Origin of the sequence: Rhizobium sp. ZX09, assembly GCF_017357485.1 — a bacterium.
In the GTDB taxonomy this organism is placed as follows: Bacteria; Pseudomonadota; Alphaproteobacteria; order Rhizobiales; family Rhizobiaceae; genus Agrobacterium; species Agrobacterium pusense.
Genome location: NZ_CP031364.1, coordinates 1,290,594 through 1,304,482 on the forward strand (window position 1 = coordinate 1,290,594; position 13,889 = coordinate 1,304,482).

General features: G+C 59.6%; 11 protein-coding genes. 7 read left to right on the forward strand and 4 right to left on the reverse strand.

Annotated elements, in window-relative coordinates; translation table 11 throughout:
• The first annotated feature begins 114 nt into the window (after window positions 1-114).
• The 4 genes from BTN45_RS20650 to BTN45_RS20665 all read left to right on the forward strand — a co-directional run bounded on the left by BTN45_RS20650 (window position 115) and on the right by BTN45_RS20665 (window position 4,484).
• Entirely contained in the window at window positions 115-1,644 is a 1,530-nt protein-coding gene (locus tag BTN45_RS20650) for an aldehyde dehydrogenase family protein (RefSeq protein ID WP_207590806.1), read from the forward strand.
• 254 nt (window positions 1,645-1,898) lie between these two features.
• A complete protein-coding gene (locus tag BTN45_RS20655) occupies window positions 1,899-2,852 on the forward strand; it encodes an aliphatic sulfonate ABC transporter substrate-binding protein (RefSeq protein WP_207590807.1) in 954 nt (317 codons plus the stop codon).
• Between the two features lie 16 nt (window positions 2,853-2,868).
• Window positions 2,869-3,648: an ABC transporter permease subunit gene (locus tag BTN45_RS20660; RefSeq protein ID WP_207590808.1), complete on the forward strand. Its 780-nt coding sequence runs from the start codon at window positions 2,869-2,871 to the stop codon at window positions 3,646-3,648.
• Window positions 3,649-3,656: 8 nt separating this feature from the next.
• On the forward strand, window positions 3,657-4,484 hold the full coding sequence (locus tag BTN45_RS20665; RefSeq protein WP_207590809.1) for an ATP-binding cassette domain-containing protein: 828 nt from the start codon (window positions 3,657-3,659) through the stop codon (window positions 4,482-4,484).
• A 43-nt stretch (window positions 4,485-4,527) separates the two neighbouring features.
• Here the strand turns inward: BTN45_RS20665 and putA are convergent, their stop codons facing one another.
• Window positions 4,528-8,202, reverse strand: a complete 3,675-nt coding sequence (putA, locus tag BTN45_RS20670) for a trifunctional transcriptional regulator/proline dehydrogenase/L-glutamate gamma-semialdehyde dehydrogenase (protein ID WP_207590814.1) — start codon at window positions 8,200-8,202, stop codon at window positions 4,528-4,530.
• Window positions 8,203-8,377: 175 nt separating this feature from the next.
• Between putA and BTN45_RS20675 the strand changes: the two genes are divergently transcribed.
• Window positions 8,378-8,848 carry an Lrp/AsnC ligand binding domain-containing protein gene (locus BTN45_RS20675; RefSeq protein WP_004437958.1) on the forward strand — a complete coding sequence of 157 codons (471 nt, stop codon included), beginning with the start codon at window positions 8,378-8,380 and terminating at the stop codon, window positions 8,846-8,848.
• Window positions 8,849-8,912: 64 nt separating this feature from the next.
• Here BTN45_RS20675 and BTN45_RS20680 read toward each other — a convergent pair whose 3' ends face one another.
• The gene (locus tag BTN45_RS20680) at window positions 8,913-9,479 is read right to left on the reverse strand and encodes a sigma-70 family RNA polymerase sigma factor (protein ID WP_004437960.1); all 567 of its coding nucleotides are present in this window, start codon (window positions 9,477-9,479) and stop codon (window positions 8,913-8,915) included.
• On the reverse strand, window positions 9,479-9,685 hold the full coding sequence (locus BTN45_RS20685; protein ID WP_004437962.1) for a NepR family anti-sigma factor: 207 nt from the start codon (window positions 9,683-9,685) through the stop codon (window positions 9,479-9,481). Before BTN45_RS20685 ends, BTN45_RS20680 begins: the two co-directional genes overlap by 1 nt.
• Window positions 9,686-9,823: 138 nt before the next feature.
• Between BTN45_RS20685 and BTN45_RS20690 the strand changes: the two genes are divergently transcribed.
• Both BTN45_RS20690 and BTN45_RS20695 read left to right on the forward strand, forming a co-directional pair.
• Window positions 9,824-10,618, forward strand: coding sequence for a response regulator (locus tag BTN45_RS20690; RefSeq protein ID WP_004437964.1), 795 nt, complete (start codon window positions 9,824-9,826; stop codon window positions 10,616-10,618).
• Between the two features lie 96 nt (window positions 10,619-10,714).
• Window positions 10,715-11,704 carry a sensor histidine kinase gene (locus BTN45_RS20695; RefSeq protein WP_034500236.1) on the forward strand — a complete coding sequence of 330 codons (990 nt, stop codon included), beginning with the start codon at window positions 10,715-10,717 and terminating at the stop codon, window positions 11,702-11,704.
• Window positions 11,705-11,961: 257 nt separating this feature from the next.
• Here the strand turns inward: BTN45_RS20695 and BTN45_RS20700 are convergent, their stop codons facing one another.
• Window positions 11,962-13,686: a sensor histidine kinase gene (locus BTN45_RS20700; protein ID WP_207590816.1), complete on the reverse strand. Its 1,725-nt coding sequence runs from the start codon at window positions 13,684-13,686 to the stop codon at window positions 11,962-11,964.
• Window positions 13,687-13,889: the final 203 nt, after the last annotated feature.

Consider the following 13,889-nt stretch of genomic DNA (forward strand, 5'->3'; position numbering starts at 1 on the left):
GACGGAGCGAGTTCCCAGAACATATAACGAATTCCGGGGAAAGAAGAGCGACGGGAGTTGAAGGCGCCATATCAAGGCGGCCTTTCCTCCCTCTCAGCCAGAAGGACGATTGATATGGATGCAACCACGAAGCTCGACGTGAAACAGGAAGCCGCCGCCCTGCTCGAGAGGATGGGCGTTGCCCGCGATCTCTACACTGGCGGCGACATGGCCTCTTTCAGCCCGGTGACAGGCGAGCGGATTGCAAGTCTGAAGACCGTGTCGGTCGAGGGCGTAGCGGCCGTGATCGACAGGGCGGACGCTGCCTTCAAGACATGGCGTAATGTTCCCGCGCCGCGCCGTGGTGAGTTGATCCGGCTGCTTGGTGAAGAACTGCGCGCTTTCAAGGCCGATCTCGGCCGTCTCGTGTCGCTGGAAGCGGGCAAAATCCCGTCAGAAGGTCTGGGCGAAGTGCAGGAAATGATCGATATCTGCGATTTCGCGGTCGGTCTTTCCCGCCAGCTTTATGGCCTCACCATCGCCACCGAACGCCCCGGTCACCGGATGATGGAGACCTGGCATCCGCTCGGCGTTGTCGGCGTCATCTCCGCCTTCAACTTCCCCGTCGCCGTCTGGTCGTGGAATGCCGCACTTGCCCTCGTCTGTGGTAACGCGGTCGTCTGGAAGCCGTCCGAAAAGACGCCGCTGACGGCGCTTGCCGTTCAGGGCATTTTCGAACGCGCTGCCGCCCGCTTCGGCGACGCGCCGGAAGGTCTGTCCCAACTGCTGATCGGCGATCGCGCGGTCGGCGAGGCATTGGTGGATAATCCCAAGGTGCCGCTGGTTTCGGCCACCGGCTCCACCCGCATGGGCCGTGATGTCGGGCCGCGCCTGGCGAAACGCTTCGCCCGTGCCATTCTTGAACTCGGTGGCAACAATGCAGGCATCGTCTGCCCCTCTGCCGATCTCGATATGGCGTTGCGCGCCATCGCCTTCGGTGCGATGGGCACGGCCGGCCAGCGCTGCACCACGCTTCGCCGCCTTTTCGTGCATGACAGCGTTTATGATGAACTCGTGCCACGCCTGAAAAAGGCCTATGCTTCCGTCTCCGTCGGCAACCCGCTGGAAACCTCCGCACTCGTAGGCCCGCTGGTCGACAAGGCGGCTTTCGATGGCATGCAAAAAGCGCTCGAAGCGGCCAAGGCGGCCGGCGGCGTGGTGAATGGGGGCGGGCGCGTGGATACGGGTGCGGCAGATGCCTATTATGTGAAACCGGCGCTGGTCGAAATGCCGAACCAGGTTGGCCCCGTTCTGGAAGAGACTTTCGCCCCGATCCTCTACGTCATGAAATACAGCGATCTCGATCAGGCGATTGAAGCGCACAACGCCGTTGCCGCCGGTCTGTCGTCGTCGATTTTCACCCGCGACATACAGGAATCGGAACGTTTCCTGTCGTCGGAAGGCTCCGATTGCGGTATCGCCAACGTCAATATCGGCACGTCGGGTGCGGAAATCGGCGGTGCCTTCGGCGGTGAGAAGGAAACCGGCGGCGGCCGTGAATCCGGTTCGGATGCGTGGAAGGCGTATATGCGCCGCGCCACCAACACGATCAACTACTCCAAGGCGCTACCGCTGGCGCAGGGGGTTTCCTTCGATATCGAGTAATCGACTTTTCGATCGCGTTGTCGAAAGAGAAATTGATCCATCATGCCGGTGCGGCTTCCTCCGCACCGGCATTTCTATTCGATGGGTCCGACAAGGGCCTCCGCGATGATTTGCGGAAAACATGTGGTTGCGCGAAATTTTATTCCCGCAACATTGCCGATATTGAATTATCGTCTCTCTATCGTTTTAATGGAAAACCATAGCATTGCTCCATATCGTGATCCGGCCAGAGGGGCTGGTGATAAGGAGATGAAATGCCAGCCATCACCCGACGCGCGCTTTCCGCCAGCCTTTTTGCCGCCGCCGCATTCTCCGTCCTGCCGCTGCAGGCAGGGGCGGCGGAAGAGTTGAAGATCGGTTATCAGAAAACCGGCCTGCCTGTTATCGCCCGCCAGCAGGGCGTCATCGAAAAGGCGCTCGAAGCCAAGGGCGTGAAGGTTTCATGGGTCGAATTCACCGCAGGCCCGCCGCTGGTGGAAGCCCTGAATGTCGGCTCCATCAATGTCGGCTGGACGGGTGATGCGCCGCCGATCTTCGGCCAGGCAGCGGGTTCGGCCATCGTTTATGTGGCGGCGCTTCCCTCGAACGGTAAGGGCGAGGCGATCTTCACCAAACCCGAAAGCGGCATCAAGTCGGTTGCCGATCTGAAGGGCAAGAAGGTTGGCGTTGGCAAAGGCACCAGTGCACATAATCTGCTCGTCGCGGCTCTGGAAAAGAACGGCCTGAAATTCAGCGATATCGAGGTGACCTATCTCAGTCCTGCCGATGCCGCGGCAGCTTTCGCCAGCGACAAGATCGACGCCTGGGCCGTCTGGGATCCTTTCTATGCGATTGCCGAAACCCGATACAAACCGGTGACGCTGGCCCGCACCAGCGATGTGCTTGCTGTCAGCACCTATTTCCTCGCCAGTCGCGACTACGCCAAATCGCATGGCGACACCATCAACACGACGATCGATGCGCTCGGTGAGGCCGCGAAATGGTCCGCCGCCAATCGCGACAAGGTCGCTGCGGCGCTTCATGAGGTGACGGGTGTTCCCCTGGAGGCGCAGACGCTTGCCGCGAACCGTTCGGAATTCGGCATTACCAAGATCGATGACAAGATCATCGCCAGCCAGCAGGAAACGGCGGATCGATTTTATCGTCTCGGCCTGATCCCGAAACAGATCAGCATCAAGGATGCCGTCTGGTCGGGCGCCACCAACTGAGCCGGAGGGACATGCCGTGAGCAGCAGTAAGCGCATCGAGTTCGGCGGCATCATCGGCTGGCTGCTTCCCGCACTCATCCTTGCAGGATGGGAGGTGGCGGCGCGCGCGGGGGTGATTTCCGCCAATGTGCTGCCCGCCCCCTCCGCAGTCGCCGAAGCCTTCTGGCGGCTTCTGCTCTCGGGGGAACTCCTCGCCAATATCGGTGTCAGTTCCGCCCGCGCACTCGCCGGTTTCGCCATCGGCGGCTCCATCGGCTTCATCTTCGGGCTGGCGAACGGTCTGTCGAAGTTCTCCCGCAGTTTCACCGATACGACGCTGCAGATGATCCGCAACATTCCGCATCTGGCGCTCATTCCGCTCGTCATCCTGTGGTTCGGCATTGATGAAGAAGCGAAGCTCTTTCTGGTCGCGCTCGGCGTGTTTTTCCCGATCTACATCAACACGCTGCTTGGCATCCAGGGCGTCGATCCGCAACTGGTGGAGATGGGACGCACCTATGGCATGACGCCCTTTACGCTGTTCCGGCGGGTGATCCTGCCCGGCGCGCTGCCCTCGATTTTCACCGGCCTGCGTTATGCGCTCGGCATCATGTGGCTGACGCTGATTGTGGCGGAAACCATCTCTTCCTCTTCCGGCCTTGGCTATATGGCCATGCAGGCACGCGAATTCCTGCTGATCGACGTCGTGGTTCTGTCGATCCTCATCTATGCACTTCTCGGCAAGCTCGCCGACAGTTTCGCCCGCTTCCTCGAAAGCATCTTCCTGCAATGGCATCCAGCCTTCAAGAAAGCCTGAGGTAACCCATGTCGACCGGTAATGTGACGACGCTGAGACGCCCCGATGCCACGCCCTCCCTTCCATCAGAAACGGAAGCGGCAACCGAATCCCGTGCCAAACCGGCCGAAGGCAAGGTTGCCTTCAGCTTCCGCAACGTCACGAAGAGCTTCGGCGACAAGCCGGTTCTGCGTGGCATCGATCTCGATGTGCGGGAAGGCGAGTTTCTGGCCATCATCGGCAAAAGTGGCTGTGGCAAGAGTACGCTTTTGCGTATTCTGGCCGGTCTCGACACGCCGACGACCGGAACCGTCTCTAAGGATGCCTCAAGCCGCACCCGCATGATGTTTCAGGAGCCGCGTCTCCTGCCGTGGGAGCGTATCGCGAATAACGTTTCCGTGGGATTGACCGGCATCGCCAGGGGCGAGGCGGCGCAGGAACAGGCGCTTGCCATCCTCGATGAGGTGGGCCTGAGGGACCGGGCGGGTGAGTGGCCTTATGTGCTTTCCGGCGGCCAGAAGCAGCGTGTTGCGCTGGCGCGGGCGCTTGTCGCCCATCCACAGATCCTGGCGCTGGATGAGCCGCTCGGCGCGCTCGACGCGCTCACCCGCATCGAAATGCAGCTTTTGCTGGAGCGCATCTGGCGCAAGCAGAAATTCACCGCCGTGCTCGTCACGCATGATGTTTCCGAGGCCGTGGCGCTCGCCGATCGCATTGTCGTCATCGATGAGGGCCGCATCGCACTCGACCTTGATGTGAAGCTACCGCGTCCGCGCCGCCATGGCACGGCGGAGTTGGCGAGACTGGAAGAGCAGGTTCTGAACCAGCTCTTCGGCCGGGGAGAGGTTACAGGGTAATAATGGGTGTCGCGGCAGGGCCAAGACCCTGCCGCCCCATGTTTTAGCCAATGCTCATCAGGCTGGCATTGCCGCCAGCGGCGGTGGTGTTGACGCTGACGGAGACCTCTTCCGCCAGCCAGTCCAGCGTATAGGGCTGGCTTTCCCCGGAAAGCGCTTCCGTGGTCGCGGCCTGAACGAGAACCAGCGGACCGGAAAGAGCCGAGATTTTCCTGTTGATCTCAACCACACGCTCCGCATCGCCTTCAACCAGCGCACCGGCAAAGGGGCCTGACTTTGCCCAGTCATCCGCCCAGACGATGCGTGAGGTGACGGTTGCCGGCAAGCCATAGATCGACTTTTCAAGCCCCGACGCGTTGTCGATGACAACCGCATTTCCAGTCGCAAGCGCTGCCGCGAGCTGGCGGTAAAGCCCCTGTTCGGTTGCCGGGACCAGCAAAACCTTTCCGCGCGGATGCAGCGCATAGACATTTCTCTCACCGACAGGGCCTGCCAGTTCGGTCTCGAAGCCAAGGCCGGAAAGCGCCGCGGCCTGCCGTGCGGCTTCTGCCGCGACCGTCTCACCGTTCTCGTCCAGCCAGCGGGCGAGTTCGACCGCCGCCTGATCCTGCTGGCTGGCAATGCGGTCGATCTTCGGCGCTTTCTCCGTCATGCGGCCGAGATAGAGCGGGCCACCGGCCTTGGGGCCGGTCCCGGAAAGGCCGCGTCCGCCAAAGGGCTGCACGCCGACCACCGCGCCGATGATGTTGCGGTTGACATAAAGATTGCCGGCCGCCACGCGGGAGAGCACATGCGCGATCGTATCATCGAGACGTGTGTGCAGACCGAAGGTCAGGCCGTAACCGGTGGCGTTGATCTCATCGATCAGCCGGTCGAGATTGTCGCGCTTGAAGCGGATGACATGCAGCACCGGACCGAAAACTTCGCGCTTCAGATCGGCAAGCGACTTCATCTCGATGATGGTCGGCGGCACGAACGTGCCCTTGCCGGTTTCTCCCGCAAGCGTGATCTGCTCGATGCGGTGACCAAGCGAACGCATGTCCTCGATGTGTTTTTCGATGATGCCCTTGGCCTCGGCGGTGATGACCGGGCCGACATCAACCGAGAGTCGATCGGTGCGGCCGATGCGCAGCTCATGCAGCGCGCCTTTCAGCATGGTCAGTGTGCGGTCCGCCACATCTTCCTGCAGGCAGAGAATGCGCAATGCCGAGCAGCGCTGGCCGGCGCTGTCGAAGGCGGATGCGATGACGTCGGCGACGACCTGTTCGGCAAGAGCCGAGGAATCGACGATCATGGCGTTCTGGCCGCCGGTTTCGGCAATCAGCGGTACCGGCTGGCCATTCGCCAGAACCCGGCCGGCAAGCTGCCCCTGAATGAGCCGCGCCACTTCCGTGGAGCCGGTGAACATGACGCCTGCCGTCAGCGGCGAACCCACGAGTGCTGCACCCGTCTTGCCGTCGCCCGGCAGAAGCTGCACAGCGTCATGCGGAACGCCGGCCTCATGCAACAGGCGCACGCCCTGGGCGGCGATGAGCGGGGTCTCTTCCGCAGGCTTTGCCAGAACCGGATTACCGGCCACCAGCGCCGCCGTCACCTGACCGATGAAGATGGCGAGCGGGAAGTTCCATGGGCTGATGCACACGACCGGGCCGAGCGGCTTTTCGCCGGCCGTGAAATTCCTGCGCGCTTCCGCTGCGTAATAACGTAGGAAGTCGATGGCCTCGCGCACCTCGGCAATGGCGTTCGGCATGGATTTTCCCGCCTCGCGCATGACAAGGCCGAGCAGATCGGGCATTTCGGCCTGCATGGCGTCGGCGGCGCGCTCCAGGCAGGCGGCGCGCTCTTCCACAGGGGTGGACGGCCAGTTCGAGGACGCCGCGCGCTGCATGGCCGCTTCCACATCAGCTTCAGTCGGTTCGGTGACGTATCCGACGATATCATTGTGGTCGCCCGGGTTGAGAACCGGCCGCGTTGCGCCGCCCGCTTGCGGCGCGGCCGCTTTCCACTCGGCCGATGCCCCCGCCTTCAGGACCTTGTCGAGAGCAGCGAGTGTCGTTTCGCTGGAGAGATCCAGGCCGGCGGAATTTTTACGTTGCGGCCCGAACAGGTCGGCAGGGGCGGCGATGCGGTCGTGACGTGCGCCGGGAACGTTATGGGCCTTGACGATGGCGACCGGGTCTTCCAGCAGGGAATCCACCGGCACCGCGGGATCGGCAATGCGGTTGACGAAAGAGGAGTTGGCACCGTTCTCCAGCAAGCGGCGGACGAGGTAGGCCAGCAACGTTTCATGGGTGCCGACCGGGGCGTAGAAACGGCACGGCCGGTCGAGCTTCTTCTTGCCGACGACCTCGCTGTAAAGCGGTTCGCCCATGCCATGCAGGCACTGGAACTCGTAGTCGCCAAGTTTGAAGTCTGGACCGGCAAGATGATAGATCGTCGCCATGGACTGCGCATTATGGGTCGCAAATTGCGGGAATATCACATCGCGCGCGGCGAGCAGCTTGCGGGCGCAGGCAATGTAGGAGACATCGGTGTGCACCTTGCGGGTAAAGACCGGGAAGTCTTCCAGCCCCTCCACCTGCGCGCGCTTGATTTCGGCGTCCCAGTAGGCGCCCTTGACAAGACGCACCATGATGCGGCGGTTCGAACGGCGGGCAAGGTCGATAATGTAATCCAGAACGAACGGGCAGCGGCGGCCATAGGCCTGCACCACGAAACCGAGGCCGTTCCAGCCGGCAAGGTCCTTGTCCAGCGCCAGTTCTTCCAGAAGATCAAGCGACAACTCCAGCCGGTCCGCTTCTTCAGCGTCGATATTCAGGCCGATATCGTATTTTTTGCTAAGCAGCATCAGTGATTTCACGCGGGGCAGAAGCTCTGCCATGACGCGTTCGGCCTGCGCGCGCGCATAACGTGGGTGCAGCGCTGAAAGCTTGATGGAAATGCCCGGACCGCCATAGATACCGCGCCCGGCAGAGGCCTTGCCGATGGCGTAGATGGCGTTTTCGTAATCCTTGTAATAACGCTCCGCATCCTTTGCAGTGGTCGCGGCTTCACCCAGCATATCGTAGGAGTACTGAAAGCCCTGTTCTTCCAGCGGCCTGGAACGCTTGATCGCTTCCCCAATCGTCTCGCCGGTCACGAACTGCTCGCCCATCATGCGCATCGCCATGTCGACGCCGCGGCGGATGACGGGTTCGCCAGCCCGGGCGATCAACTTGGTCAGCGCCGCCGAGAGGCCGCTATCGTTCACCGTCGAGGTAAGCTTGCCGGTGATGACGAGACCCCAGGTGGCGGCATTGACGAAGAGCGAGCGGCCGCCGCCAATATGGGATTTCCAGTCGCCGCGAGCGATCTTGTCGCGGATCAGCGCATCGCGGGTGGCGGTGTCGGGGATGCGCAGCAGGGCCTCGGCGAGGCACATCAACGCAACACCCTCGTGGCTGGAGAGCGAATATTCCTGGACCAGCCCTTCGACGCCGGTGCCCTTGGTCTTGGCGCGCAATGCTTCGATCAGTTTGCGAGCGGTCTCGCGAATGGCTTTCGCCTGTTCTGCCGTCACCGTCGCCGCCTCGATCAACGGCGCCATGCATTCTTCTTCGGCACGGCGATAGGCGGCAGTGATCGCCTTGCGCAGCAGGGTCTGCTCACGCACCGGCGGCGCAAAATTCTGGAAAATACCACTCGTCACTACACCGGCGTTGCTTGCACCATCGGCCATTCTGAAAATCCTGAAAACGCTGTTGAAGACAGACTGCCGGCGGCAGCGTGTCCTCAGCCCGCCGCTCGTCATCCTTACGCTCACATTATCATTGCCACGAAAATTGCTATGGCCTTATTTTTAGCATAAAACAGGCAATACGAACTTTTATTGTCCCAATTTGGCGTGAAAATGAATGGCAAATAGTCAGAAAACAGACGGTTTAGATGACTTCGACCTCAAGATTCTCGAGGCGCTCAGCGAGGATGGGCGCATGTCCGTGCTGCAGCTGTCGAAAAAGGTAGGTCTTTCCAAGACACCCTGCCAGACGCGGCTGAAGCGACTGGTGGATGAGGGCTATATTCTCGGCTTCCGCGCCATGCTCAATCCGCAGAAACTCGGCGTCGACCATATCGCCTTTGCCGAGGTCAAGCTGTCCGATACACGGGAAAAGGCACTGGAGGAGTTCAACACTGCGGTACGTAAGATCAAGGAAGTAGAAGAGTGCCACATGATCGCCGGCGCCTTCGATTATCTCCTGAAGGTCCGCACCAGCGACATACGCAAATACAGAAGAGTATTGGGCGAAAAAATCTCGAGCCTGCCGTCTGTCGCTAACACGTCGACCTTTGTGGTCATGCAGTCCGTCAAGGAAACCGGCATCTAAAAAGAAGACGAAAAAACGGGCAGACTCGCGTCTGCCCGTTCGTTACCTTCTGCGTCCAGTCCTCTCAGCGCGCCGTTGCAGCGGCGGTGACGGCTGTCATCTGCGCGTCGGGACCGAACTCGTTTTCATTCTCGATGCCCAGCAGTTCCTGCAGTCGCAACCTTGCACGGCTGACGCGGCTCTTGATCGTGCCCACAGGGCATCCGCAGATTTCCGCCGCCTCTTCATAGGCGAAGCCGGAAGCGCCGATCAGCAGTATGGCTTCACGCTGGTCGTCGGGCAATTTCGCGAGCGCTGCGCGGAAATCCTGAAGGTCCACCGAGCCATGCTGTTCCGGCGGGACCGACATGCGGGACGTATAGACACCATCCGTGTCCTGCACCTCGCGGCCGGATTTGCGGATCTGGCTGTAAAACTCGTTGCGCAGAATCGTTACCAGCCAGGCGCGCATATTGGTGCCGGGTTGATAACTGTCCTGTTTCGCCCAGGCTTTCATGATCGTGTCCTGCACGAGGTCGTCGGCCCGGTCCCTCGAACGGATCAGCGAAATTGCGAAGGCGCGAAGGTTGGGCAGTGCTGCCAGCATCTCGCGCTTGAAGTTGTATTCTGTCTGCTCCGGCTCTTTCGCCATCATTCCTCCAAAGCCTTGATTTTGGCTCTGCTTTCCGCTTCATCGAGTTTTTCGAGAAGGTCGAGGAATTTGTCAGGGATGCCTTCGTCCTGAACGGCATCATAAAGCTCCCTGAGCTTACGGGAAATTACCGCCCGCCCAGAGTGCGGGACCTGGGGGGCGGCCGGATTATCCGGCTGATCTTGGTCCGATTGAAATATGCTCATAACGTCCGGTATTCCTTTTTTGTCATGGCAAAGAATGCACGGCGAAAAAAATAGTTCCGGTGGTTCGGAACTTTTTTTGCGATGTGCACGTTGCTATCTTGGGTTTGCGTTGCAGACCGCATGAAAGGGGAGAATTCCATGTCAGTTTCTACACGCATCGCACCGCACCTGCCATATCTGCGCAGGTTCGCGCGTGCCGTTTGCGGCTCACAATCAACGGGCGATGCCTATGTTGCGGCTACACTCGAAGCGCTGATCGCCGATATCAGCATCTTTCCGCAGACAAGCAGCGATCGTGTTTCGCTCTATCAATTGTTCGTATCGATCTTTAGTTCCGTCACGATCAATATTAAGGCCGACGAAAACCTGTCTGGATGGGAAAAACGCGCTTCCGCCAATTTATCCGCCGTGCCGCCACTTGCCCGCCAGGCTTTCCTCCTGACAACCGTCGAGGAGTTCTCGCCGTCGGAGACGGCTGAGGTTCTGCGGGTATCCGAAGACCAGGTCGGTAAGCTCATCGACGAGGCAGCGTCTGAAATCGCCCGACAGGTGGCGACCGATATCATGATCATCGAGGATGAACCGCTGATCGCCATGGATATCGAACAGATGGTCACCGATCTCGGCCATCGTGTGACGGGCATCGCCCGCACGCACACGGAAGCGCTCGATCTCTTCCATCGTACCCAGCCGAAGATGATCCTGGCCGACATCCAGCTCGCCGACGGCAGCTCCGGCCTCGATGCGATGAAGGACATCCTTCAGATGACCACCCTCCCGGTAATCTTCATCACTGCTTTCCCGGAGCGTCTTTTGACGGGTGAACGGCCCGAGCCGACATTCCTCGTAACGAAGCCCTTCAACCCGGACATGGTGAAAGCGCTCATCAGCCAGGCCCTGTTTTTCAACGAAAGCTCGCGCGTCGCGGCGTGAGATTTTGCCGAAACCGCACGCTGACCGGGAACCTCTCTGGTGCCCGGGCGTTGGCGGTTACGGTCGTGGGGCTGCCCCGCGACTTTCTGCAAGGAGATGAATTTGCATCGGCTGGCGTGGCATAACGCGGAGAGGGACGAAAGCGAACTTCACGATTCGCTCGTCCTTGCCTTGCTCGATTCGGGTGAGACAGTCATGCTCCAGGACCGCAACCGTGACTACATATTCGTGGCCAATCTTCCGGATGTCTGGAAGCTGCCGGCTGAATCCCCTCCAACTGATGAAAATCTGTTCGGAAAGGATTTGTCGGGGCGGTTGGCCGAGCTCAAGAAAGACATGGGCGCGGCTGGCAGTCGCGGCATGCTGGAAGTGGGCGCGGGCAATGATCGAGTCTTCCAGTTCCACGTGCACTCAACTTTGAATCAGATGAACCAGATGGTGATGAAAACCACCATCCGGGAAGTGACGGCGGAACGGCGACGCGAGCAGCTTCTGCGTTCGTTGCTGCGGGAAGTCAGTCACCGTTCCAAGAATTTGCTGGCGATCATCCAGAGCCTTGCGGGCCAGACGGCCCGTTTCAGTCTCACCAAGGATGATTTCCTGCGCAAATTCCGGGGGCGCCTGCATGCGCTTGCCCAAAGCCAGGATCTCATCACCGATTCCGATTGGCGGGGGGCACGTATATTCGAGCTGCTGCGCCAGCAATTCGATCTCTATGTGCCTGAATATCCGAACCTCATCCATATGGAAGGCGAGAACCTGCTGCTCAATCCGAACGGCGCGCTCTATATCGGGCTCGCCTTTCACGAACTTGTTGTCAACACTGTCAGCCACAGCGGCAATCTCGCCTATCACCCGCCAATATCCCTGCAATGCCGGCAGGAGGGGGAGTTCTATATAGTCGAATGGAACGAGCCGATGACGCCGTCGAAGGAACCCGTGGAGGCAAGGCGCGGCAGTTTTGGCAGCGTCGTGCTGGAAAAGGTGGTTCCCTCCGCTCTGGGAGGAAGTGCCGAATATGAGCTTACTCCGGAGCGCATTGTTTATCGGCTGAAATTCCCCTCGGGCGACGTCGCAGATATGTAAGCGACGCACGCGGCCGGACGGACGTCTCGGCCGCCTTTCACTACAGAAGACATTAAAAAAGCACGGCTCAGAGAGAGCCGTGCTATTTCAATGACGGGTTTTCAGGGGCGAAACCCGTTTATACTGGGCCAAGCTTCAGGCGGGGACGGGGGAATTGCTTGGCCTGCATTAAAAACACACCTGGCGAGATTCGGTTCCAGCAAAATGTATATTTTTTGCGGTTCACGATTTATCGTCACTTTTGCGGGTCCGATTAGTTAGTGGGAGCCCGCCTGATCGGATCGTTTGGGCGTGAAGTAACGCATCGGCGCCTCCAGCGCCCATTCGAAACCGCTTTCACGATATTCCGTTGTCACATTCCCTCCGAAAGCGCCTTCCGCATGCCTCTTGATGACCGTAGTCCCGAAACCCTTGCGGCTGGGCTCCTGCGCCGGGGGGCCACCCGTTTCGGTCCATACAAGATGAAGCATCTGCCGCCCGTCTTTTTCAACCGATTTCCAACGGACAGTAATTTTGCCTGAGGGCGCGGACAAAGCGCCGTATTTTATGGAATTTGTGGTAAGCTCATGCACGACGAGGCCAAAATTCTGCGCGGCCTCGGGCGAGAGCATGAAATCGTCTCCCGCCAAAACAAAACGCTCTGCCACCGTGCCAAAAACATCGAGGTGGGTCTCGATCAGTTTCCGGATTGGCAAGCCCTGCCACTGAACTTCCGCCAAGGCCCGGATCGACATGCCGAGGCCGCGCAGGCGATGGTCCACCTCTTTCTGGAATTCCGGAATGCTTTTATTCTCGCGGCCCAGTTGCCGTATCATCGCCTGAACAAGCGTGAGAATGTTCTTGGAGCGGTGCACCAGCTCATGCAGCAGCAATTGCAGCCTTTCTTCTGACTGGCTTCTGTCGAAGGAGGCGTTTGAAAGCGCGATGGCCACCTGATTGGCCTCTTTTATCTTGGTGTCCACCGGCGCGACGATCTCACCTTCACCAATGCGCTCGGCCATGAAGGTCAGGTCGCGGATCGAGCTGCGCAATTGCCGCCCCACCAGATAGGCGCCGCCTATAGCAATCAACACGAGTACCAGGCTGCCGATCATCATCTGCCGCCAGGTATCGACCAGCGCAGCCTGACTTGCGGCAAGCGGCCCCCACATGACGGTTTTCCACTGCCAGCCCGGCAATTGCGCATAGGCGTAAAGATTGCCCTTGCCGTCGAAAAAATTGCCGCTGAAGGCCTGCATTTCGGAGAGTATGTCCGGGGTGACGAACGGTTTGCCGATCGCCGCCTCGTCAGGAGCGGTGGATACAACGACACGATTGGTGCCGTCGATGATAGCGACCGCCCAGTTTCGCGGCAGGTTCTCGGTGGAGATGAGCCGGCTCAGGTCACTGGCATTCTGCGTCAGGATGAGGGCGTCTCCGGCAGACCCGAGTTCCGGATCGAGCGGCATGGTAACATTGAACACCCATTCCTTGCTGGTTGAGCCGAAAAAAATGTTCGATACCGTTATACGGCGGGATTCTATCGCTTTGGCGAGATCGGCCTCGGCCGGCACCTTGCCGAGAGGCTTGCCGAAGGGCACGCGGGTGTTGAGATGCTGCTGGCCATCCTTGGTGGCAAGAATGGCATAAAGACCCTCCCGTTTCAGGCTGTCTGCTACGCGTCCCTGAAAGGCGGCGAGATTGCCGCTTTCGAGTTCGGGAAATTGCGACAGCAGATTAAGCGAGGTGGCGATTTCCTGCAGACGGCGATCGATGTTGCGACTGACGACCCGTACATCCTCGATCGTCTCGCGCTGCAGATCGTCGCGTTTTTCCGCTTCCAGGCGGAGCATCAAGTAGCCGACGAAAAGGATCAGCGGCAAAGTGATGACGGTCGCCATCACCACCAGATAGGTGCCGATGGAGGCGGTCGGGAAAAAATTCGCGCTACGCCGACGCAAAGCCGAGATCATGTTCTTCAGTCTGTTGCCGGGTCGAGGCATATAAAAACTCCGGCATTTATCCCTTTGTTACGACATGGATAATACCGCGCCATACCCCATTGGCAATGGCTGATTTCTTACCTTTGGTTGTTGTGGTTCACGACATCTCCCAAAGCCGTGATTGAAAAAATCGGAACTATTTGGACAACCATGCCGTTTGCCAGTCGAACCGGTCGAAGAGCGGAAAAATGTTTCCGCCGGCC